Source organism: Ruegeria sp. CK1 (assembly GCF_056536545.1).
Window position 1 is genome coordinate 32,197 of the sequence record NZ_JBQFPX010000002.1, and the last position, 20,724, is coordinate 52,920.

A 20,724-nucleotide genomic window follows, 5' to 3' on the forward strand; every position below is an offset into this window, starting at 1 on the left:
TCAGGTTTGGCAGCTGGCAATCAGCGCTTGCCTGTTCTTCAGCCGCACCCGTCCATACCCAAGCTCAATCAAATCCAAATCTGCAAGACGGTGCAGGCTGCGATGTAAAGTGGGTTGTGAAACAGCTATCATTTCTGCCAGCTCCTCTTGGCTTACCACGATCCAGCCATCACTTTTCGAAGTACCTTCGTCCAGATGTAACAGCCGCAGAACAAGCCTCTTTTCGCTGCCTGTTACCGCCAGATTTGCCATTATGCGCAGTGCCGTCTGCATGTTCTCTTGGGTAAGGGCATAAAAATCACGAACGTACTGAGGATTATCCTTTACCAGTTTAGAAATCCGTGTGTTGGGAAAAAACAAAGCTTGGGTCTCTTGCGTCGTAACCACGCTTACAAGCCGCGGAGTATCGGCGAACAAGGCCAAATCCCCGATCCAGAACCCTGCCCCTTCGCGATGTAGCACAAACTCTTGGCCATCGTCGGCCGGAGCAGTGATTTGCACGCCGCCATTTAAGATAGCGAATATTCCGTTGGCGGGATCTCCGTAATGATACACGGTCTCCCAAGCCTCAAAATCTTTTGCGACGCCGCAACCCAGCAGATCGCACCGAAAAGCATCGGAACGGTTGCTGAACCAACCGCCCTCTTGCAAGCGCTTCATATTGTTCGTTTTGTCAAACATTAGTATTTTTCAATACCATCATATGATGAGTTTTCAATCCCGGTGATACCATAAGCTAATTGTGTTCGATTCCCGGAATGGTGAAACGTCGCCGTTCAGAGCTCGACGGTTTTTAGGAAGCTAATTGGCTGATTTTCCAGTCACTAAACAAATACAAACTTCCGGGTTTCACAGACCCATTTCAGATCAGGAGCACATCATGTCACCACCTCGTTCGATCGCAAAAGCTTGGCGTACCACGTTGCGCCGCGTTGCCGTGGCAACTGTCGCCGTAGGGCTGGTACTGCCAGCTTGGGCGCAGGAACAGAAACCCAATATTCTGGTCATCTGGGGTGATGATATAGGGCAATCCAACATATCAGCCTACACAATGGGACTGATGGGTTATCAGACGCCGAATATCGACCGTGTCGCCAATGAGGGAATGATTTTCACCGACTATTATGGTGAGCAATCCTGTACCGCTGGGCGATCGTCATACATCATGGGTCAGTCGGTTTTCCGGACCGGATTGTCCAAAGTGGGTCTGCCAGGAGCTGATCTGGGCATGCAGGTCGAAGACCCTACGATCGCAGGTTTGCTGAAAGACCACGGCTACGTAACGGGCCAGTTTGGCAAGAACCATCTGGGTGACAAAGATGAACATCTTCCGACAAACCACGGATTTGATGAGTTTTTTGGGAACCTTTATCATCTGAACGCCGAAGAAGAGCCCGAAAATGAAGACTACCCCGGTGATCGAGTTCTGGCGGATGGTCGCACATTTCGCGAGGCCTATGGCCCGCGCGGTGTGATCAAATCAAAAGCCGACGGTACAATCGAAGATACCGGCCCCCTGACCCGGAAACGCATGGAAACGGTTGACGACGAAACCGTCGCGGCAGCAATCGATTTCATCCAACGCGCCCACGAGCAAGGCCAACCATTCTATGTTTGGTGGAACGGTACGCGCATGCATTTCCGCACCCACGTTAAAGACGATATGCGCGCTCAGGCGAACGAAATCGTCGGCGGTGTGGCGGATGAGTACACGGCTGGCATGATCGAACATGACATGCATGTAGGCCAATTGCTTGACCTGTTGGACGAGCTTGGCATCGCCGACAACACAATCGTGCACTACTCTACCGACAACGGTCCGCACATGAACACTTGGCCCGACGGTGCCTCTACGCCCTTCTGGGGCGAGAAAAACACCAATTGGGAAGGTGGCTGGCGCGTACCGTCCATGGTGCGTTGGCCCGGTCAGATTGAAGCTGGTTCAGTCAGCAATGAGATCGTGCATCACATGGACTGGCTGCCGACCTATCTGGCCGTCGCCGGTGATCCCGAAATCAAGGAAAAGCTGAAAGCTGGCTATAGCTCTTCGGGCATGGGCCGCGACTACAAGGTGCATCTGGACGGATACAATATCCTGCCTCTGCTGACCGGTGAAACCGCTGAAAGCCCTCGGAAAGAGATTTTCTACTTCTCGGATGATGGCGATCTGACTGCGTTGCGCTTTGAGGATTGGAAGCTGATCTTCCTTGAGCAGAAGGCTTGGGCCACGCTGCGCGCCTGGATCGAACCCTGGACTGAGCTGCGAATTCCGTTGATCGTCAATCTGCGTCGCGATCCATATGAGCGTGCTTATCGGACGTCCAATACCTATTACGACTGGCTGTTGGACCGGGCCTATTTCCTAGTGCCTGCTCAGCAATACGTCGGGACATTCCTCGAAACCTTCCAGGAGTTCCCGCCACGCCAGAAAGCGGCAAGCTTCAATCTAGATCAGGTGATGGACAAACTGACCACCCCGACAAACAATTGACCATCTAACAGCTGAAGGGTCGCCGGTTGAACGGCGACCCTTTATCGATTGAAGACAAAAGGGATTTCCGTATGAAGACCGTCTTTCTTGCTGCTGCTTTTTGCATGGCTCCGATGACCTTGACCGCCGACCCAATGCCCAGCTGGGGGGCGTCGGACTCCAAAGAAAAGATAATTGCGTTTGTCGACGCGGTCACGGACCCGAATGGTGAGGACTACGTTACACCTGCTGACCGGGTTGCGGTGTTTGACAACGACGGGACGCTTTGGGCAGAACAACCGATCTATTTCCAACTTAGTTTTGCGATGGACCGATTGGCAGAAATGGCGCAAGCCGACCCTGCAATTTTAACTAGCCCAACACTGGAAGCAGCCGCAGAGGGAGATCTGCAGACTATCGTAGAGGGTGGCCATGACGCACTCATTGAAGTTCTGAATGTGTCGCATTCCGGGATCAGCGTTGAGGAGTTTCAGGCCTCGGTCATTAAATGGCTAGATACCGCTCGTCATCCAGATACCGGCCTGCCCTATGATCAGATGACCTATCAGCCGATGGTGGAACTGCTGCGCTTTTTAAGGGATGAAGGGTTCCGTACGTACATCGTTTCAGGTGGAGGCCTGCATTTCATGCGTGTGTTTGCCGAAGACGCCTATGGCGTTCCACCCGAGCATGTTCTGGGCACCTATACCGGCACCACCTACGACACAACCAGCGGCAAGCCATCCATTATTAAATCCCCAGGCATCGCATTTGTGGACGACAAAGAGGGAAAGCCGATCAACATCGAGCGCACGATTGGAAAGCGTCCCATTCTGGCGGGCGGAAACTCTGACGGAGATTTTGCTATGTTGGAATGGACCACCGCAGGGCACGGTCCGCGTTTGGGCATTCTGATCCACCACACCGACGCCCAACGGGAATGGGCGTACGACCGCGAAAGTCCGATCGGAAAACTAGTGGATGGGTTGGACCAAGGCCCCGATTTGGGCTGGGTCATCGTAGATATGGCGCAAGACTGGAATCGCATCTACACTGGATCTGAATAAGACACTCAGAGAACGATAACCCCATGTGGACATTACTTGTTTCCGCGGTCGTCTTCCTTCTTTACGTCACGGCCGTAGTCTTTGCGATACGTGCCGCTCAGACTGCGAGAACCCCACAGGGTGCTGTTGGCTGGGTGGTATTCCTGATCTCGGCTCCGGTGTTCGGTGTGCCAATGTATCTGTTTTTGGGACACCACCGGTTTCGAGGTTACCGCATTGCCCGAAAGCACAGCGAGCGCGTGGTTGAAGGGATCAAGAGTTTTGCCGATTTTTCGATGCCAGAACCCGGTTCAATGCCGTTCAATCCCCGACCATTCGAAACTCTGGCTCATCTACCGGTTTCGCGTGGAAATGGTGCCAAACTACTGATCGATGGGCAGGCTACATTCGACGCCATTTTCCAAGCCATAGACTCTGCGAAGAACTATGTCTTGATCCAATTCTATATCGTGCGAGACGACGCACTGGGCAAGCAACTTAAGGACAAAATGATTGCTGCTGCCCAACGGGGCGTGTCGGTCCGTTTCATGACGGATGCTGTCGGCAGCTATGGCCTTCCGACTTCTTACTTAGACGACTTGCGTGCCGCGGGGATCGAGATCGCTAACCCTCGTGATCGTCGGGGCCCGCAGTATCGCTTTCAGCTCAACTATCGCAACCACCGCAAAACCGTCATCATCGACGGAGAGGTCGGTTTCATCGGCGGACACAATGTTGGGGTCGAGTATCTGGGGCAAAGTGAATACTTCGGTCACTGGCGGGATACGCATATCGAAATGACCGGCCATATTGTTCGGCAATTGCAGTTGATATTCGTCGAGGATTGGAACTGGGCGTATGAAGTTGATCTGATCGAACAGCTGGACTGGGCTGGATCGGTATCTGACCAGGACATGAACGCCTTACTTGTGGCAACTGGACCTGGGGACGATACAGAAACCGGCGCGATGATGTTCTTTGCTGCCATTACCGAAGCGAAAGACAGAGTGTGGATCGCATCCCCGTACTTTGTGCCGGACATCGACATTATAACAGCCTTGCAACACGCTGCCCTTCGGGGTGTCGATGTGCGTATTCTTGTGCCGGACGTGATCGACCATCGCCTGCCTTGGCTTGCCGGTTTTGCCTATTTCGATGAAATCCGGGACTGCGGCGCCCGGATATTTCGATACACTGACGGCTTCATGCACCAGAAGGCTTTTGTCGTCGATGACACTTTGGCTGCTGTCGGTACGACCAACCTGGACAATCGTTCCTTCCGTTTAAACTTTGAAGCTATGGCGCTGTTTTTTGACTCACGTGCAGCTGAGGCATTGGAGAAAATGCTGAAAGCTGATTTCGAAAAAAGCTATGAACTGAACCGCAATTTGTCCGAGCAACCCGCTTACATTCGGTTTGGATCACCATTGGCCCGGCTTTTTGCCCCGATCCTTTAAGACATCAACTCTTGTTTGAAAACTTGGGTCATCAAGGCGACCATGAAAGCCGTCGACAAGCCAAAGGCCAACAGTCCCGTGACCGAGGCAAATGCCCCGAAAATGCGCAACGGCTCGCCCAATACAATGTCGCCGTACCCTAGCGTCGTGAATGTCACCAATGAGAAATAGAGCGCCGAATTCCAATCAGGCAACACGTCCCCAAAAACCCAAACAATCGCCCAAAGCCAGACCTGAAATGTGTGAATCGCGACGATAAACACAAGGGCGATGCAGATTGGCGCGGCAATCGACAAGAATTTTTTGCTGTTTTCAAGACGCAGCGCCATGACCCGGACCACCTGCGTGCACCAAGTCAGCAGAATGATCTCAATAAGAAAGCACATGCCCAGATAAATACTGCCCCAAAGAATCTGCTGCGCTAAAGTCATTAAGCCATTTCTCATCTATCTGCCCGGAGAAGTCCTGACACAATGGCGGCTTAGCCAACAAAGGACAAGGCTGCGACGAATGGAAAAGAATGTGCCTTGACGCTGGACTCTGTGGAACGGCGTTGCACATTGTGGCTGGCACTATCCAAGAGGTTTTGCATGCTGCTGAATATTGACAGGGTCCAGAAATCCTATCCGGGCGGGCGGCCGGTTCTGCGGGATGTGTCGCTCAGCTTGGATCTTGGTCAGACACTTGCCTTGACCGGGGAAAGCGGTAGCGGAAAAAGCACGCTTCTGCACCTTGCCGCGGCGCTGGACCGCTTTGACCAAGGCGAAATCACACTGGACGGAGCGGCTCTTTCCGGTCTGGATGATCGCGGTCGCGCGGCCTTGCGTCGACACAGCGTGTCTTTGGTGTTTCAGCAGTTCAATCTAATTCCCTCTTTAACAGTCGGTCAAAACCTGTCGTTCCACGCCCGCCTTGCAAACCGCGAGGATACCGAGTGGACCACGCAACTGGCCGAAACACTCGGCCTGTCCGACCTGCTGGCCCGCTTTCCTGAGAACTTGTCTGGTGGACAACAGCAGCGTGTAGCCATCGGACGCGCCATGGCGCCACGACCTAAGCTTCTGCTTGCGGACGAGCCGACAGGAAATCTGGATGAGACTGCCAGCGCGAATGTGCTGGACTTGATGCTGTCACTGGTCGCAGATACCGGGGCTGCCCTACTGCTTGTCACTCATTCCCAGAACATCGCGGCGCGGTTGGACCGACAGGTTCATTTATCCGGTGGCCACATCACATGAATAGGGCTGTCATACAGGCTCTACTGTCACATTGGCTACGGCATAGGCTGCAATTGGTTACTCTGCTGATCGGCATCGCCTTGGCGACAGGGTTGTGGTCCGCCGTGCAAGCTATCAACGCAGAGGCCCGTGCCAGCTACCAACGGGCCAGTGATCAATTGGCGCTTGGACTATTTGACGAGTTACGAGACCCCTCTGGCCCAATCCCGCTTGAACGCTATGTTGCTTTGCGCCGCGCCGGATGGCAGGTGGCAGCAGTATTGGACGGGCCCATTCGAATTGCTGGGCGTACTATGCAAGTCATGGGCGTCGACATGGTCGCATATCCACCTCTGCCCGCTGTGACGCAGATCGAGCAAAGCGAAACACCACCTGATCCTGCCGCCATGCTGACCGCGCCCGGTCGCCTTTTAGCAGGCCCCGAATTGGCTCGGATATTGGAAAGTCAAAGCGACCTACCCCCGGTACTTTCATCAAATGCTATTCCTCCGGATCTGATCCTGACGGATATCGGAGTCGCCGAGACACTTTTAAACAAACCCGGGCAAATCACCCGCCTGATGGTGCTGCCTGACCAGCCAAGGGGCGTGCCCCCGCTGTCCGATATAGCACCAGAGCTGAAATTGACCGAAGCATCCCAGCAACTGGATACCGCGCAGCTAACTGACAGTTTTCACCTAAACCTTACGGCTTTTGGGCTATTGTCGTTTGCGGTCGGCCTGTTCATCGTTCACGGCACGGTGGGGCTGGCCTTTGCGCAGCGGCGTGCAATGATCCGAACTCTACGAGCTCTTGGCGTTTCAATGCGGCGTTTAGTTTGGATTATCGCCATAGAACTCGCTGTGCTGGCCCTGATCGGCGGTGTCCTGGGCCTGGTCCTTGGTTTTTTTCTGGCCGGTGCACTCTTACCAGACGTCGCCGCGACGCTACGTGGCCTGTACGGTGCGCCTATAGATGGGCAATTGTCGCTGCAACCCAAATGGGTTCTTGCCGGATTAGCGATGGCTTTGGCCGGCACGCTACTTGCCAGCGGTCACGCCCTGGTTCGATTGTCACGTATGCCGCTGCTAACCGGGGCAGGATTGCAAGCGTGGCGTGGAACCGGAAAGGGGCAACACGTATCTGGTCTTGTCGGAATAGCCCTGATTGCAATTGGCATAGGCATCGGGTTCGCGTTTGAAGGGCTTGTTGCAGGGTTTGCCATGGTGGGTGGGATATTAACCGGTTCGGCACTGGTCCTGCCCTATGCTTTGTCCCTCGCCCTGTCTGCATTCCAACGGCAAGCACGGGAGCCTATTGCCCGATGGGTATGGGCCGATATGCGCGCGCAACTTCCGGGGTTGTCATTGGCCCTTATGGCACTGCTGCTGGCACTGGCCGCAAATATCGGCGTAGGTACTATGGTTTCTAGTTTCCGTCTGACTTTTGTAGGGTGGCTGGACCAGCGCTTGACCTCCGAGCTTTATGTTACTGCGGCTGACGATCAACAGGGCCTCGAGATTGCCCAATGGCTGGAACCCCAAGTGGGCGCTGTGCTTCCGATCCGCAGTGTTGAACTTGAAAACGAAACCGGGGCGCTTTTTCTGTACGGGGTCGTGGATCATCAGACTTACCGCGATCACTGGCCGATCATTGCGTCTTCTGACGGTGCCTGGGATCGGGTTTTGGCGGGTGAGGCTGTTCTGATCAACGAACAGCTTGCCCGACGAGCCAATCTGTGGCCCGGCGACACGCTGGACTTGAACTCAGATCACGCTTTGCCCATCGCAGGCGTCTACTCCGACTACGGCAACCCAACCGGTCAAGCTATCGTGTCTATGCCAAAGCTGGACCAAATTGCACCGGGTGCAGATATGCGCAGATTTGGTATTCGTATCGCGCCAGAACGCGCGACTGAGATGGCGCAAACCCTGCGAGATCGGTTCGAACTCCCCCGTCAGTCTGTCGTGCAACAGGCCGCGATGAAGGCGCAATCGCTAGCAATTTTCGACAAGACCTTTGTGGTCACTTCCGCGCTGAACGTTTTGACCTTGGGCGTTGCTGGGTTCGCCATTCTGACCAGCCTTCTCACGCTTTGGACGCAGCGCCTGCCGCAGATTGCTCCGGTTTGGGCGCTGGGATTGACACGGGCACAATTGGCGCGTTTAGAGCTGCTGCGCAGCACTCTGCTCGCTGCACTCACGGCGGTTTTGGCTTTGCCGCTCGGGTTGGTTCTGGCTTGGGTGCTTCTGGCGGTGATCAACGTTCAAGCTTTTGGGTGGCGACTACCGATGTATCTTTTTCCCGCTGATTGGGCGTATCTTTTCGCCCTCACGCTTTTGGCAGCCTTCGTCGCCGCTGCCCTGCCTGCGCTGCGGCTATTGCGCTTGCCACCCGCTGACCTGTTAAGGGTGTTTGCCAATGAGCGTTAAAATCTGGCTCTGTGCTCTGTTGTTTTTGCTGCCAACTGCCCTCCGCGCACAGGGTTACGCCGGGCTTGGAGAATCGGCCCAAGGGTTTGCCATCCCGCAAGCCGGATATCAGTTCGAGTTTCCTAGGGATCATGGTCCACACTCCAGTTACCGGATCGAGTGGTGGTACCTGACCGCCAACCTGACCGGAGAAGACGGGCGCGACTATGGAATTCAATGGACCTTGTTCCGGTCCGCCTTGAAACCGACCGAGTCCGAGGGCTGGCAGAGCCCACAGCTGTGGTTAGGGCATGCCGCTGTGACCACTCCGGAAACTCATTATTTCGCGGAGCGTTTATCGCGCGGCGGAATCGGCCAGGCCGGTGTCACAGCCAAACCGTTCGAGGCCTGGATTGACGAATGGTACATGCGGGGGCCTGATCCAAGCGATCTTACTTTGGCTGCCAGCGGTGTTGATTTTGCATACAATTTGACACTTAAGGCCCAAGGTCCGTTCGTTTTTCACGGGGATGCTGGGTATTCAGTTAAATCCGCAGATGGCCAGGCCAGCTACTACTATTCTCAGCCGTTTTACACCGTCGAAGGCGTACTTCAATTGCCTGATGGCGACGTCAAGGTTAGCGGTCAGGGATGGCTGGATCGCGAGTGGTCTTCGCAACCATTGGCAGAAGATCAGAGCGGTTGGGACTGGTTCTCTCTCAGCTTTGACGACGGCGATAAGTTGATGGCCTTTCGTTTGCGTGGTGGGCGCGGAGATTTCACAGCGGCCACTTGGATCACCTCGGACGGAACCGCGACAGCCCTGCCCGATGGGTCCGCATCGTTTACACCGCTTGATACGCATCGCGTCGCAGGACGGGATGTTCCAGTGCAATGGCGCGTAACCCTGCCCGACCGTGATTTGGATATTGAAGTATCAGCCATCACGCCTGACGCATGGATGGCCACTCGGTTCGAATACTGGGAAGGTCCCGTCACAGTATCCGGCAGCCATTCAGGCCGCGGATACCTGGAGATGACGGGTTACTGACCTACCGAACGACGTAGACCGAGACCGAAGAATGCCGGACCACCCGCGCTGCGTTAGGGCCAAGTAAGTAGTCTTTGAGATCGGGTTTATGTGCGCCGATCACAATCAAATCACTATTGGCACTTTCAGCGGTTTTCAAAATTTCCTGATAGGCGGTGCCAGTTGCCACCACGTGACGGATTTTCTCGTTCCGCTCTGCTCCCAACGCCGACACACACAACTCACACAGCTTGGTGTGCGCCTCTTCCAACGCCTTGTCATGAAAATCTGACTCGAAAAACCCGGAAACCCAGCTTTCCCCAAAGTCCGGCAGAACCGACACCACATCCAGCTGCGCGTTATCTTGATCCGCTAACGCCGCAGCGGTTTTAAGCACATTCAAATCCAGATCACCGTTGCTAATATCGACGGCACAAAGAACTGAGTTTGTCATGCAAGCACCTCTTGTCTTGTGGCACGACCACGTTGGAGGAAGGCAATCAGACCCAACAGGATCATTGCCGGAATATAGATCAGTTGCTTAGGCGGTTGGCTGGAGGGAAGGCTGACAGACGTCAAACGCACTGCCTCATCCCCGTAATAATCAAAGTTGTCCAACTCATCTGCAACTGGCGTTCCGAACATCGGCTCTTCCAGTTTGACCAGACCGTCCTCTTCGATCAGCAGCAGGCCCATTGCATCGACCCGCGGCTGCCCGCCTTCTTCGCTGCCAACGGCAACAACCACAGTGGTATCCGTCATTTCAAGGGTATCAAAATCCGGCCCACTGACGACCAATCTTACTTCGGTACCCGGTGGCGTTTGCCCGATCGTTTCTACAAAGGCCGAAGGTTCGACGGACGTATAAGGCGGCGCAATCCTGTCCATGAAGTAATCCGGTCGGAACAGCGCAAAGGCTACGAAGATCAGAGCGATGCTCTCGTAAATCCGGCTGTGCGTTACGAAATACCCCATCGTCCCCGCCGTGAAGACAAGGATCGCTATGGTCGCGAATATCGCAACAATTATCCCTTCTACCCATGTCACGTCGATCAGCAGCAGATCGGTGTTGAAGATGAACACAAACGGCAGGGCCACGGTGCGCAGGCTATAGAAGAACGCGGTGAAACCAGTCTTGATCGCATCGCCACCAGATACGGCCGCAGCAGCAAAACTCGCCAGCCCCACCGGAGGCGTCACGTCCGCCATGATCCCGAAGTAGAACACGAACAGGTGGACCGCGATCAACGGCACGATCAACCCGCTCTGCGCGCCAAGTTCAACCACGACACCGGCCATAAGTGAACTGACCACAATATAATTCGCCGTAGTCGGCAGACCCATGCCCAGGATCAGGCTGAGGATACCGACCATCACCAGCATCAGGATCAGGTTGCCGCCCGACAGGAACTCAACCAGATCGGCCATCACCTGGCCCACTCCAGTCAGGGTCACGGTGCCCACAATCACACCCGCCGTTGCCGTAGCCAGAGCGATACCGATCATGTTCCGTGCACCATCGATTAGGCCCTGCCACAGGTCAGCGACACCATCGATGAAGGTGGCGTTCAAATTGGATTGACCTCTGAAAAGCGCCTTTAGGGGTTTCTGGGTCAGTAGGATCACAAACAGCAGTGCAGTTGCCCAGAAGGCCGACAAACCCGGCGACTTCTGTTCGATCATCAGGAAGTATACCAGAACGATGATCGGCAGCAGGTAGTGGAGGCCCGCTTTGTAGATGTCAGCGATGACCGGCAGTTGCACCTCTTTTGCATTTGGGTCATCGGGTTCCAGATCCGGCACCTGAGCGGCCAGATACAGCAGCACGACATAGACTGCGCACACTATCAGGCTCAGGATCAGACCCGCTGCCGATGGTGCCCAGTTTGTGACGGCTTCGACCGGGAACTGTGAACCATAGCACAGCCCGGCAAAAACTAGGAAGAAGGACAGCATCCCGACAACCGTACGTGCCAGATGCACATCACGGTCGCCTAGCGTAGGCATGTTCCGCTTCACGGCTTCAAGGTGCACAATATAGACCAGCGCGATGTAAGAGATCGCAGCAGGCAAGAAGGCGTGGGTGATGACTTCGACGTAGGAAATGCCGACGTATTCCACCATCAGGAAGGCAGCAGCCCCCATGACCGGAGGCATGATCTGACCGTTGACCGACGAGGCCACTTCGACCGAACCCGCCTGTTCACTGGAAAAGCCTACACGCTTCATAAGGGGAATGGTGAACGTGCCGGTGGTGACAACGTTGGCGATGGACGAGCCTGAGATTAGACCGGTTGCAGCAGAACCGACAACGGCGGCTTTCGCCGGGCCACCGCGCAGGTGACCCAAGGCACCGAAGGCCATCTTGATGAAGTAGTTCCCTGCCCCGGCCTTATCCAGCAAAGCTCCGAACAGTACGAACAGGAATACGAATTTTGTCGAAACACCCAAGGCGATACCGAATACGCCCTCGGATGTGATCCACATATGGCTCATCGCCTTTTTCAGGCTGGCACCCTTCCAGCGAATAACCTCGGGCACCCAATCGGACGAACCAAAGAAGACATAAGCCAGGAATATCGTGGCGATAATGGCCATTGCCGGACCAAGCGCTCGTCGCGCGGCCTCGAACAACAGCAACAGGCCGACAAGCGCGACCCACTTGTCCGTATCATCAGCCAAACCACCAGCATCGACGATCTTTTCGTAAAAAAAGTAACCGTACAAAGCGAGAAACGCGCCCACGACCCCCATGATCCAGTCTTGGATCGGAATGTAGTCACGTGGGCTGGATTTCAGCGCCGGATAAGCCGCAAAAGCAAGAAACATTGCAAACGCCAAATGGAACTGACGCGCGTTGTTCACAACGCTACCCGGCAACACATAGTTTGCAATCGGTGATGCCAAAAGCACTTGGAAGATTGACCAAATGGCCGCCACAACAGCCAGAAAAATCCCGACATTGCCGACCGGATTGCGGCCACCCGCATCTGATGATGCCACAAGCTCCTGTAGCTCTTCTTCGGATAGCGGGCGATTGGATTGTGTGTCGGAACTCATAAAGTGTCTCCCCGTCGTGGCCATTTTTGGCCTTCTGAAGCACCCGTTTGATACGGGTTTGATGCAAGGCGCCCTTAGGCGCCCTGCTCTAGGTCTGGTTTACTGAATCCAGCCTTTTTCTTTGTAGTACTTTTCAGCGCCCGGATGCAGCGGAGCCGACAGGCCATCTGCGATCATTTCTTCGGGCTTAAGATTTGCAAACGCAGGGTGCAGCTTTTTGAAGTCATCGAAGTTTTCGAAGACCGAGCTAACAACAGCGTAAACCGCGTCTTCCGACACGTCTGCCGAGGTTACAAAAGTCGCGCCCACACCGAAGGTTGCAGTGTCACCATCCGAACCGCGGTACATGCCGCCGGGGATGGTCGCTGTACGGTAGAACGAGTTGTCGTTAACCAGCTTGTCCACGGCTTCGCCGCTGACGTTGACCAGAACCGAGTCACACGCAGTTGTGGCTTCCTGGATCGAACCCGACGGGTGGCCAACGGTGTAAACCATTGCGTCGATCTGGTTATCGCACAGGGCAGCGGACTGTTCAGCCGCCTTCAGTTCGGTCGCTAGTTCGAAATCGTCGGTGGTCCAACCCATTTCGCCCAACAGAACTTCCATGGTGCCACGCTGACCGGAACCGGGGTTACCGATGTTGACGCGCTTGCCCTTCATGTCTTCAAAGTTGGTGATGCCCGAGTCAGCACGTGCCACAACGGTAAACGGCTCTGGGTGCACCGAGAATACGGCCCGCAGGTTTTCGAACGGACCGGCCTCTTCGAATTTCGAGCTGCCGTTGTACGCATGGTACTGCCAGTCAGACTGGGCCACACCAAACTCAAGTTCGCCTTCACGAATGGTGTTGATGTTGTACACCGAACCGCCGGTCGACTCGACCGAGCAGCGCACGCCGTGCTCTTTACGGCCTTTGTTCACCAGACGGCAGATCGCACCGCCCGTCGGGTAATATACCCCGGTCACACCACCGGTGCCGATCGTAATAAACTCTTCTGCATACGCTGCCGGAGCCATAAGGGCTGCGGTGACAACCGCGCCGAGGCTAAGCTTGCTGCTGTTTTTCATTTTTGAGAACTCCCACTTCTTTTGGCGGATGGGAGACTGTTAGCGGCCCCATCCCGGGACCCTGCCGGTACGCCAAGCGCACCTGTCTTGCAACAGGTACAAGCGACTGAATTTTCAAAATCTCCCAACTTCTTCGACGTTTCCTTCACACACTCCACTTGTCAACCCCTGCGAACAGGTGAAGCGGCTGCAGCCGCAAATCTGAGGGGGTTTTGGGAATTTTCCCCCTGAAACACGCAAAATGGTCAGACTCCGTTTGTCTACAAAGCTTTTGAAACTTTGCTGGATGACCCCTAATGCTATCGCAAAACTTGAATATTTCAGGTAAGTGCTGAACACTAAAAGAATTGTTCCGCGCGGCATTAAAGGTCATCAGCGATGAAAACCACTTCCCCCAGCCCACTGCTTGTGATCGCCCTCGCGTGCAGTGCCGCGATTGCGGTTTGGGGCATTGCCGATCCGCAAGGCTTGGGTAGCCTTGCCTCGGCTGCGGTGGCGACCCAGTTCGACAGCCGAGGCTGGTTCATCATGCTCGAGGTCAGCGGCTTGTTGTTCGTGGCACTGTTTCTGACCTTCTCCCGCTTCGGAGGCATACGCCTTGGACCCGATGATGCAGAGCCCGAATTTTCCACTCCTGCCTGGATTGCCATGTTGTTCGCGGCCGGAATGGGGGTCGGTTTACTGTTTTATGGTGCTGCAGAGCCACTGACGCATTTCGAAGTACTGCGTCAGTACAATGCCGACCCCGTAGCGGCGAGCCATGCGCTTTTTGTCACTTATCTGAACTGGGGATTCCACGCCTGGGCCATCTACGGCATTGTTGGGCTGGTCATTGCCTATTTTGCCTATCGTCGCCAGCGTACGTTGTTGCTGAGTGCTCCGTTGACCGACGTACTGGGCGAGGCGCGCTGGACCAAAGCGATGGGTTGGGTGTTCGATCTGCTGTCCATCGTGGCGATCGCAGTGGGTCTGGCCGGTTCCATGGCAATGGGCGTGTTCCAGATTCAAACCGGATTAGCAGGACTGGTTGGCATCGAGTCGCCAGGAGTTCTAACCCTTCCTGTCTTCGCGTTGCTTTGCATAGCTTACATCATCCCACTGCGCCGCGACCTGGGTGAAGGGATGTCGCGGCTATCAAATATTGCAATGCTCATTGCAGTTGGGATGATGGTCTATTTGCTGCTCCTCGGCCCCACCTCGTTTCTTATGGACGGTATCGTTTCAGGTTTTGGGCGCTATATATTCGGCGTCCTGCCAGCGGGATTTTCAACAGCCGAGTTTTTCGATGACTTGCTGATCGATTGGTTTCACGGCTGGACACTGAATTACATGATCTGGTGGTTGGCTTGGTCGCCTTTCGTCGGGATATTCATCGCGCGCATCTCACGTGGCCGGACGATCCGAGAATTCTTATTCGGCGTAATCGTCGCCCCCACCCTGTTTTCAATCCTGTGGTTCGGAATTTTCGGTGGACTTGGATTTTTCGACGCTCTGCGCCAAGACGGAGCCCTGTCCGCTATCAACGCCGAGAATTTGGATGCAACCACTTTTGCCTTATTGGCGAAATTTCCACTCGGCGGCATTACACAAACCGCAACGATTCTGGCTGCATTTTTATTCGTGGTAACCAGTGTTGTTAGTGCTGGGTTTACCCTTGCGATGATCGGCAGCGGTGGAGACGACAATCCTTCACCGCGTGTCAGAACCATCTGGGGCATCATTTTGGGGGCTTTGGGGCTGGCGATGATCCTTGTTGGCGACATTTCATTGGTCAGATCAATCATCGCCCTGTCTGCCATGGCGTTTGTCTTTATTGTACCGGTCTTAGTGATTTGCCTATTTAAAAGCCTGTCGCGCGAGGACCGGACATGAGCGGTCAACTGATAGATACAATGCTGAACCTCAGCGTTTTCGCCTATATCGGTTTCTTGATTTGGCTGAGCCTAAAGAATGACCCGTAACCAACAGGTCACATGCTGCTAGGTTTGTCTGTGGTGGTGCCCAAGGAGAGACTCGAACTCTCACGATGTTACCATCGGGGGATTTTGAATCCCCTGCGTCTACCATTCCGCCACTTGGGCCACGAACACTGGATTAGCGCTCATGAACGGGAAGGTCCAGAGGCAAAAAACAACTCAATTACAGAATGTTTTTTTGCCAGCGGTTGACGCCCTACCGGGCGCATGATTTGGCTTGCGCTGCGTTAAAACAGGATTTTAGCATCTGATGTTGCGATCGCTCTATGACTGGACCATCCGTCTGGCCGAACACCGGCATGCTCTTTGGGCTCTTGCCGTCGTGTCTTTCGTTGAAAGCTCGTTCTTTCCGATTCCCCCCGACGTCCTGATGATTCCGATGATCCTTGCCCGACCATCTCGTGCTTGGTTGATTGCAACGGTCGCTTTGGTCGCGTCGGTTCTTGGGGGATTGTTGGGTTATGCCATCGGCGCGTTTTTCTATGAAAGCCTTGGGCAGCCGATTCTGGAAGCGATGGGCAAGGCGCATGCCATGGAGGAGTTCAACACCCGCTTCAACGACTTCGGGTTCTGGGCAGTCTTAGCAGCAGGCGTGACACCCTTCCCGTATAAGGTAATAACAATCATGTCAGGTTGGACCGGCATGCCTTTGGGAACTTTCATAGCTACTTCTATCCTGGCACGCGCCCTCCGTTTCTTCCTTGTAGCTGGTCTGCTTTGGAAGTTCGGTGAACCTATTCGAGACTTTATCGAAAAACGGTTGGGCCTGATGTTCACACTGTTCATCATCCTGCTGTTTGGCGGTTTCCTTGTGGTGAAATACCTATGATACGTAAAAACACTCTGGTTCTAATTGCTGCGGGCGGTTCTGCCGCCATGCTGCTCGGCGCGTGGGGCTTCCAGCACATTGGCGGGATGGCACCTTGCAAAATGTGCATCTGGCAGCGTTACCCGCATGGCGCTGCAGTTGTTATTGGCGCCTTAGCGCTGGTTTTACCGCGCGTGAACCTGTTGCCATTGATTGGTGCTTTGGCCGCACTGACAACGGCCGCCATTGGCGTTTTCCACGCAGGTGTCGAGTTAAAATGGTGGGAAGGTCCCTCTAGCTGCACTTCCGGTGATATCGGCGGTCTGTCTGCGCAAGAGTTAATGGATCAGATCATGTCCGCGCCATTGGTGCGCTGCGATGAAATTCCTTGGGAATTGTTCGGCCTATCCATGGCCGGGTGGAACGCTGTGATATCGGGTGTTCTTGTGCTGATCTGGCTCGCCGCCTGGCGCGCTGGTCGTTAAAACTCGTCCAGTTCCGCATCCCAATACAGAAAGTCGATCCAGCTGTCATGCAGGTGGTTCGGCGGGAACTTGCGTCCAATATTCCGCAGCCATTCTGCATCCGGCTGACGAGGAGGTTTGCGCAACGTCATCCTCGCCTGCCGCAGGGACTTCGACCCTTTTTTGAGGTTGCAAGGACTACATGCAGCCACCACGTTCTGCCAACTTGTTACGCCGCCAGCTGCACGCGGCACTACGTGATCAAAGGTCAAGTCGCCACGGCTGCCACAGTATTGACAGCGGAACTCGTCCCTCAAGAATAAATTAAAGCGCGTGAAGGCCACGCGCTTTCTCGGTTTTACATAGTCTTTGAGAACAACGACCGAGGGTATTCGTATCTCGGTACTCGGGCTTCGTACGACTTCGTCGTATTCGGCCACGATGTCTACCCTGTCTAGCCAGGCCGCTTTGATCGCTTCTTGCCACGGCCACAAGGACAACGGGTAATAGGACAAGGGGCGATAATCGGCGTTCAAAACCAATGCCGGATGATGCTTGAGCGCACCTGGTTCCCTGACAAATTCGGTCCTGAAGTCTCCATCCATATCAGAATCGCTCCTCGCTCTGCTCTGCCCGTTTTTGACATCAGAGCGGGGAACACCCGCCCCGGCCTTAAGTTAACTATATATCGTGTTAAAACTCTGACAAGCCCTGAGTTTCCACAATATGTCGGGTATTGGTTAAGACGTATCCGTAACAACAACGTGACAGTTATCCACAGCTTGCGCAGGCGTGGCCTGCGGGCTATGGCGTGATCCATGGGCTGGTTCATCCGTTTCAACAAACCTTACGACGTACTGCCGCAGTTCACCGACCGCGCCAATGCGGATTCGCCGCGCAGTACACTGTCCGACTACATCGATCTTCCTGGCGTTTATCCCGCCGGGCGGCTGGACCGAGACAGTGAAGGACTGATGCTGTTAACCGATAATGGTCGGTTACAGGCCCAGATTTCCGACCCCAAGCACAAGATGGCCAAAACCTATTGGGTTCAGGTAGAGGGGCTGCCAGATACCTCCGCTCTCAAGGCGCTGCGCGATGGAGTTGAGCTGAAAGATGGATTGACCCGCCCTGCCAAGGCACGGCTTATGGATGAACCTGACGGGCTGTGGCCTCGTAATCCACCGATCCGGGAACGCCAGACCGTGCCAGATTGTTGGATAGAATTGACCCTGCGCGAAGGTCGCAACCGACAGGTCCGGCGAATGACGGCCGCTGTTGGTCACCCGACCCTGCGATTGATCCGGGCGCGTATAGGGGATTGGACGCTGAACGGACTTGAGCCGGGCCAATGGGACAGCTTGCCTGCCCCAGCTGTGAGTTTCGGGCCGCAACGAAAACGAGACCGCCGCCCACGCCGGTGACAAAAACCGCGTGTTGTGATAGACTTACGGAATGAAAGTCACCCCTGACATACCCGTACCCGCGGGCATTCTTGAAGCAGCGCTTTACGTTGACGATCTGGATGCAGCCGAGCGGTTTTACGGAGAGATTCTTGCGCTGGAAAAAATCCAGCGCATAGCCGACCGACACGTTTTCTTTCGGATCGGCGCTTCTGTTTTGCTGCTATTTAACGCAGATGAGACCGAGAAACCTCCCGGAAACCCAGACCTGCCTGTCCCGCCACATGGCGCGCGGGGTCCCGGTCATGTGTGCCTGACCCTGACCCGTTCTGAGATCGACGCGATGCGTAAGCACCTATTGGATTGGAACATCCCAGTAGATGCCGAATTTGACTGGCCCAGCGGCGCGCGCTCGCTGTACGTGCGCGACCCGGCTGGAAATTCCGTTGAATTTGCCGAAGGGCATCTGTGGGACTGACGCCCTAGGATGCCACACCTGCCCGAAGGTCAAATCGCTTGGAAATCCTGTCGACCGGAGTGCCGTCCCTTAGCCGGACACCATAGGCAACCGAGTAATCCCGAAATCCCATCTTGTCGTAATAGCTAAGACCCATCCGGTTGTCGGCCCGTATGGTTGCATTGATCGACGTAAACCCCATTGCTAAAGCATTTTTTGCGGTTTCCGCGAACAAGGCACGCCCTGCGCCTTTCAGAACCGGAGCACGCCGAGTGAACGTAGCGATATCGACACATCCAGTGGGCAAATCCTCATGCGTTCCCAGCCATTGAAAGCCTGCCACCTCTCCCTGATCGTCCAAAGCGACTTGGCAACAAATGTTGTCCGCCCCATCAAGAAAGCTTTGCTTGAACAAAGCATCAGAGAATGGAATTTCAAACGCGGTTGACCCACCAATCTCAATAATCTCATTCAGGATTTGGCACGCAGTTGCCACATCCTCGGGCATCATGGGGCGGACAGCGATCATTTCTACAGGCTCAGTTTGTCGCGCATGAAAGCCAAGGCGACACTCAAACCGTCCGGTGCGATACCGTGGCCAGTGCCCTTCATCACATGTGCGTAGACCTCTTTGAACCCAGCCTCTTGCAGGGCTTCAGCGGCCTCGGGCAGCGATTGCGGCGGCACCACGTCATCCGCGTCGCCATGAACCAGCAGGATTGGCATTCGGCTTACAGTTTCGTCTGGCAGCAGATCAGGCTCCAACAACCGACCCGAGAAGGCAACTATTCCGGCTACCGGATCCTCACGCCTTGGGGCAACGTGTAAGCTCATCATTGTCCCTTGTGAAAAACCGAACAGAACTACTTGTTCTGGCAGCACATCTTCGTCGACCATCAGCGCATCAAGGAACGCGTTGAAATCCTCAACCGCCATGTCCATTCCGCGGCGCGCTTCTTCCTCGGACGAGCCGTCAATCCACGGGATCGGAAACCATTGAAAGCCGTTCGGCATACCGGGGATCTGTTCAGGCGCGTCAGGCGCGACGAACAGCGTGTCTGGAAGGTGCTCGCCCAACGGATCGGCCAGACCCAGCAAGTCGGCCCCGTTGGCCCCATACCCGTGTACGAACACAACGACCGAGCGCGTATCCCCCGAAACCGGCTCTTTCCGGAGCGCATTCAAAACCCGTGTCATCTGATCCCTTCTCGTTCTTTCGCCACCCGGTAATAGGCCCACAAAACTCGCGCTGCAACCGACCGCCATGGCGACCATGCCTCGGCCATCTGTCGCAGTTCCTTGTCGGTCGGACGTTCAGGCAAGTCATAGAGGATACGCGCGGCTTCTTGCAGAGCCAAATCGCCCGGTGCAATCACATCAGCTCGGCCCAGCGAGAACATGGCGTATATCTCGGCAGTCCAAATTCCAATGCCCGGTACTTCGGTTAGAGTGGCAACCACATCTGCATTAGGAATATCTCGCAACGATTTGTAATCAATGCGTGCTTCAGCAAGCGCCCTGGCGTAGCGAATCTTCTGGCGGCTCAAACCTACCGCTCTGAGTTCATCATCCGTGGCCCACATAATTTTGCGTGGTCCGGTCAGTTTAGCATCCTGTAATCGCTTCCAAATGGCGTTGGCCGAAGCTACGCTAACCTGCTGGCTGACAATTGCGCTAAGAAGCTGGGCAAACCCGTCCGGTCGACGTCGCAGAGGCAAAGGCCCAGTCTGTTCCATCGCCCAAGCCATTCGTGGACAAGCCTCGGCCAGCCATGATGCTCCTTCGGCAACACACTCAGGTGTTTCAATGATACGCCCGACAGACATGAGTTCTCCGCGTCGTTGACAGTGCGCTCAC

20 protein-coding genes and 1 tRNA gene are annotated in these 20,724 nt (G+C 55.0%); 11 read left to right on the top strand and 10 right to left on the bottom strand.

Translation table 11 applies throughout. From position 1 onward, the window contains the following. Entirely contained in the window at positions 1-681 is a 681-nt protein-coding gene (locus tag ACR0L3_RS06725) for a Crp/Fnr family transcriptional regulator (RefSeq protein WP_480744728.1), read from the bottom strand. Positions 682-880: 199 nt separating this feature from the next. Here ACR0L3_RS06725 and ACR0L3_RS06730 point away from each other — a divergent pair, with 199 nt between their 5' ends. The 3 genes from ACR0L3_RS06730 to cls all read left to right on the top strand — a co-directional run bounded on the left by ACR0L3_RS06730 (position 881) and on the right by cls (position 4,973). Next, entirely contained in the window at positions 881-2,491 is a 1,611-nt protein-coding gene (locus tag ACR0L3_RS06730) for an arylsulfatase (protein ID WP_480744730.1), read from the top strand. A gap of 71 nt (positions 2,492-2,562) precedes the next feature. Further along, positions 2,563-3,537 carry an HAD family hydrolase gene (locus tag ACR0L3_RS06735; RefSeq protein ID WP_480744732.1) on the top strand — a complete coding sequence of 325 codons (975 nt, stop codon included), beginning with the start codon at positions 2,563-2,565 and terminating at the stop codon, positions 3,535-3,537. A 23-nt stretch (positions 3,538-3,560) separates the two neighbouring features. Next, positions 3,561-4,973 carry a cardiolipin synthase gene (cls, locus tag ACR0L3_RS06740; RefSeq protein WP_480744733.1) on the top strand — a complete coding sequence of 471 codons (1,413 nt, stop codon included), beginning with the start codon at positions 3,561-3,563 and terminating at the stop codon, positions 4,971-4,973. Here cls and ACR0L3_RS06745 read toward each other — a convergent pair. Continuing rightward, positions 4,970-5,404 (bottom strand): ion channel, encoded by a 435-nt coding sequence (locus ACR0L3_RS06745; protein ID WP_480744735.1) that lies wholly within the window; start codon positions 5,402-5,404, stop codon positions 4,970-4,972. The two genes, cls and ACR0L3_RS06745, sit on opposite strands and share 4 nt — an antisense overlap. Positions 5,405-5,563: 159 nt before the next feature. Here ACR0L3_RS06745 and ACR0L3_RS06750 point away from each other — a divergent pair, with 159 nt between their 5' ends. Genes ACR0L3_RS06750 through ACR0L3_RS06760 form a run of 3 tightly spaced genes read left to right on the top strand, consistent with a single transcriptional unit; the run spans position 5,564 to position 9,652 of the window. After that, positions 5,564-6,211 (top strand): ABC transporter ATP-binding protein, encoded by a 648-nt coding sequence (locus ACR0L3_RS06750; protein WP_480744736.1) that lies wholly within the window; start codon positions 5,564-5,566, stop codon positions 6,209-6,211. Further along, the gene (locus ACR0L3_RS06755) at positions 6,208-8,622 is read left to right on the top strand and encodes an ABC transporter permease (protein ID WP_480744738.1); all 2,415 of its coding nucleotides are present in this window, start codon (positions 6,208-6,210) and stop codon (positions 8,620-8,622) included. Before ACR0L3_RS06750 ends, ACR0L3_RS06755 begins: the two co-directional genes overlap by 4 nt. Further along, positions 8,612-9,652 (top strand): lipocalin-like domain-containing protein, encoded by a 1,041-nt coding sequence (locus ACR0L3_RS06760; protein ID WP_480744740.1) that lies wholly within the window; start codon positions 8,612-8,614, stop codon positions 9,650-9,652. Before ACR0L3_RS06755 ends, ACR0L3_RS06760 begins: the two co-directional genes overlap by 11 nt. Before the next feature lies 1 nt (position 9,653). On the opposite strand, the gene ACR0L3_RS06765 is transcribed toward ACR0L3_RS06760, so the two are convergent. The 3 genes from ACR0L3_RS06765 to ACR0L3_RS06775 all read right to left on the bottom strand — a co-directional run bounded on the left by ACR0L3_RS06765 (position 9,654) and on the right by ACR0L3_RS06775 (position 13,759). Next, positions 9,654-10,085 carry a universal stress protein gene (locus ACR0L3_RS06765; protein ID WP_480744741.1) on the bottom strand — a complete coding sequence of 144 codons (432 nt, stop codon included), beginning with the start codon at positions 10,083-10,085 and terminating at the stop codon, positions 9,654-9,656. Continuing rightward, positions 10,082-12,691, bottom strand: coding sequence for a TRAP transporter permease (locus ACR0L3_RS06770; RefSeq protein WP_480744742.1), 2,610 nt, complete (start codon positions 12,689-12,691; stop codon positions 10,082-10,084). Before ACR0L3_RS06770 ends, ACR0L3_RS06765 begins: the two co-directional genes overlap by 4 nt. Before the next feature lie 99 nt (positions 12,692-12,790). Next, positions 12,791-13,759 carry a TAXI family TRAP transporter solute-binding subunit gene (locus ACR0L3_RS06775; protein WP_480744744.1) on the bottom strand — a complete coding sequence of 323 codons (969 nt, stop codon included), beginning with the start codon at positions 13,757-13,759 and terminating at the stop codon, positions 12,791-12,793. A 378-nt stretch (positions 13,760-14,137) separates the two neighbouring features. Here ACR0L3_RS06775 and ACR0L3_RS06780 point away from each other — a divergent pair, with 378 nt between their 5' ends. Next, complete coding sequence (locus ACR0L3_RS06780; protein ID WP_480744746.1) at positions 14,138-15,631, top strand: BCCT family transporter; 1,494 nt, start codon at positions 14,138-14,140, stop codon at positions 15,629-15,631. Positions 15,632-15,754: 123 nt separating this feature from the next. On the opposite strand, the gene ACR0L3_RS06785 is transcribed toward ACR0L3_RS06780, so the two are convergent. Next, positions 15,755-15,840 (bottom strand) — tRNA-Leu (locus tag ACR0L3_RS06785). A 145-nt stretch (positions 15,841-15,985) separates the two neighbouring features. On the opposite strand from ACR0L3_RS06785, the gene ACR0L3_RS06790 reads away from it, so the two are divergent. Together ACR0L3_RS06790 and ACR0L3_RS06795 are read left to right on the top strand one after the other, a co-directional pair. Beyond that, the gene (locus ACR0L3_RS06790; protein WP_480744747.1) at positions 15,986-16,564 is read left to right on the top strand and encodes a YqaA family protein; all 579 of its coding nucleotides are present in this window, start codon (positions 15,986-15,988) and stop codon (positions 16,562-16,564) included. Beyond that, positions 16,561-17,028, top strand: coding sequence for a disulfide bond formation protein B (locus ACR0L3_RS06795; RefSeq protein ID WP_480744749.1), 468 nt, complete (start codon positions 16,561-16,563; stop codon positions 17,026-17,028). Before ACR0L3_RS06790 ends, ACR0L3_RS06795 begins: the two co-directional genes overlap by 4 nt. On the opposite strand, the gene ACR0L3_RS06800 is transcribed toward ACR0L3_RS06795, so the two are convergent. Next, positions 17,025-17,612 (bottom strand): HNH endonuclease, encoded by a 588-nt coding sequence (locus ACR0L3_RS06800; protein WP_480744751.1) that lies wholly within the window; start codon positions 17,610-17,612, stop codon positions 17,025-17,027. The two genes, ACR0L3_RS06795 and ACR0L3_RS06800, sit on opposite strands and share 4 nt — an antisense overlap. A gap of 213 nt (positions 17,613-17,825) precedes the next feature. On the opposite strand from ACR0L3_RS06800, the gene ACR0L3_RS06805 reads away from it, so the two are divergent. Both ACR0L3_RS06805 and ACR0L3_RS06810 read left to right on the top strand, forming a co-directional pair. After that, positions 17,826-18,431 carry an rRNA large subunit pseudouridine synthase E gene (locus ACR0L3_RS06805; protein WP_480744753.1) on the top strand — a complete coding sequence of 202 codons (606 nt, stop codon included), beginning with the start codon at positions 17,826-17,828 and terminating at the stop codon, positions 18,429-18,431. Positions 18,432-18,462: 31 nt separating this feature from the next. Then, positions 18,463-18,888 (top strand): VOC family protein, encoded by a 426-nt coding sequence (locus ACR0L3_RS06810; RefSeq protein WP_480744754.1) that lies wholly within the window; start codon positions 18,463-18,465, stop codon positions 18,886-18,888. A gap of 4 nt (positions 18,889-18,892) precedes the next feature. Here the strand turns inward: ACR0L3_RS06810 and ACR0L3_RS06815 are convergent, their stop codons facing one another. From ACR0L3_RS06815 to ACR0L3_RS06825, 3 genes are read right to left on the bottom strand one after another with little or no spacing between them, the layout of a single operon-like run. Next, complete coding sequence (locus ACR0L3_RS06815) at positions 18,893-19,396, bottom strand: N-acetyltransferase family protein (protein WP_480744756.1); 504 nt, start codon at positions 19,394-19,396, stop codon at positions 18,893-18,895. Between the two features lie 2 nt (positions 19,397-19,398). Continuing rightward, positions 19,399-20,064 carry an alpha/beta hydrolase gene (locus tag ACR0L3_RS06820; protein WP_480744758.1) on the bottom strand — a complete coding sequence of 222 codons (666 nt, stop codon included), beginning with the start codon at positions 20,062-20,064 and terminating at the stop codon, positions 19,399-19,401. After that, complete coding sequence (locus ACR0L3_RS06825; RefSeq protein WP_480744760.1) at positions 20,061-20,693, bottom strand: DNA-3-methyladenine glycosylase family protein; 633 nt, start codon at positions 20,691-20,693, stop codon at positions 20,061-20,063. The genes ACR0L3_RS06820 and ACR0L3_RS06825 overlap by 4 nt, the downstream gene beginning before the upstream one ends. Positions 20,694-20,724: the final 31 nt, after the last annotated feature.

Bases quoted from the DNA above. Each gene is read 5' to 3' on its own strand.
- ACR0L3_RS06725 (WP_480744728.1), bottom strand. From the start codon at position 681: ATGTTTGACAAAACGAACAATATGAAGCGCTTGCAAGAGGGCGGTTGG.
- ACR0L3_RS06730 (WP_480744730.1), top strand. From the start codon at position 881: ATGTCACCACCTCGTTCGATCGCAAAAGCTTGGCGTACCACGTTGCGC.
- ACR0L3_RS06735 (WP_480744732.1), top strand. From the start codon at position 2,563: ATGAAGACCGTCTTTCTTGCTGCTGCTTTTTGCATGGCTCCGATGACC.
- cls (WP_480744733.1), top strand. From the start codon at position 3,561: ATGTGGACATTACTTGTTTCCGCGGTCGTCTTCCTTCTTTACGTCACG.
- ACR0L3_RS06745 (WP_480744735.1), bottom strand. From the start codon at position 5,404: ATGACTTTAGCGCAGCAGATTCTTTGGGGCAGTATTTATCTGGGCATG.
- ACR0L3_RS06750 (WP_480744736.1), top strand. From the start codon at position 5,564: ATGCTGCTGAATATTGACAGGGTCCAGAAATCCTATCCGGGCGGGCGG.
- ACR0L3_RS06755 (WP_480744738.1), top strand. From the start codon at position 6,208: ATGAATAGGGCTGTCATACAGGCTCTACTGTCACATTGGCTACGGCAT.
- ACR0L3_RS06760 (WP_480744740.1), top strand. From the start codon at position 8,612: ATGAGCGTTAAAATCTGGCTCTGTGCTCTGTTGTTTTTGCTGCCAACT.
- ACR0L3_RS06765 (WP_480744741.1), bottom strand. From the start codon at position 10,085: ATGACAAACTCAGTTCTTTGTGCCGTCGATATTAGCAACGGTGATCTG.
- ACR0L3_RS06770 (WP_480744742.1), bottom strand. From the start codon at position 12,691: ATGAGTTCCGACACACAATCCAATCGCCCGCTATCCGAAGAAGAGCTA.
- ACR0L3_RS06775 (WP_480744744.1), bottom strand. From the start codon at position 13,759: ATGAAAAACAGCAGCAAGCTTAGCCTCGGCGCGGTTGTCACCGCAGCC.
- ACR0L3_RS06780 (WP_480744746.1), top strand. From the start codon at position 14,138: ATGAAAACCACTTCCCCCAGCCCACTGCTTGTGATCGCCCTCGCGTGC.
- ACR0L3_RS06790 (WP_480744747.1), top strand. From the start codon at position 15,986: ATGTTGCGATCGCTCTATGACTGGACCATCCGTCTGGCCGAACACCGG.
- ACR0L3_RS06795 (WP_480744749.1), top strand. From the start codon at position 16,561: ATGATACGTAAAAACACTCTGGTTCTAATTGCTGCGGGCGGTTCTGCC.
- ACR0L3_RS06800 (WP_480744751.1), bottom strand. From the start codon at position 17,612: ATGGATGGAGACTTCAGGACCGAATTTGTCAGGGAACCAGGTGCGCTC.
- ACR0L3_RS06805 (WP_480744753.1), top strand. From the start codon at position 17,826: ATGGGCTGGTTCATCCGTTTCAACAAACCTTACGACGTACTGCCGCAG.
- ACR0L3_RS06810 (WP_480744754.1), top strand. From the start codon at position 18,463: ATGAAAGTCACCCCTGACATACCCGTACCCGCGGGCATTCTTGAAGCA.
- ACR0L3_RS06815 (WP_480744756.1), bottom strand. From the start codon at position 19,396: ATGATCGCTGTCCGCCCCATGATGCCCGAGGATGTGGCAACTGCGTGC.
- ACR0L3_RS06820 (WP_480744758.1), bottom strand. From the start codon at position 20,064: ATGACACGGGTTTTGAATGCGCTCCGGAAAGAGCCGGTTTCGGGGGAT.
- ACR0L3_RS06825 (WP_480744760.1), bottom strand. From the start codon at position 20,693: ATGTCTGTCGGGCGTATCATTGAAACACCTGAGTGTGTTGCCGAAGGA.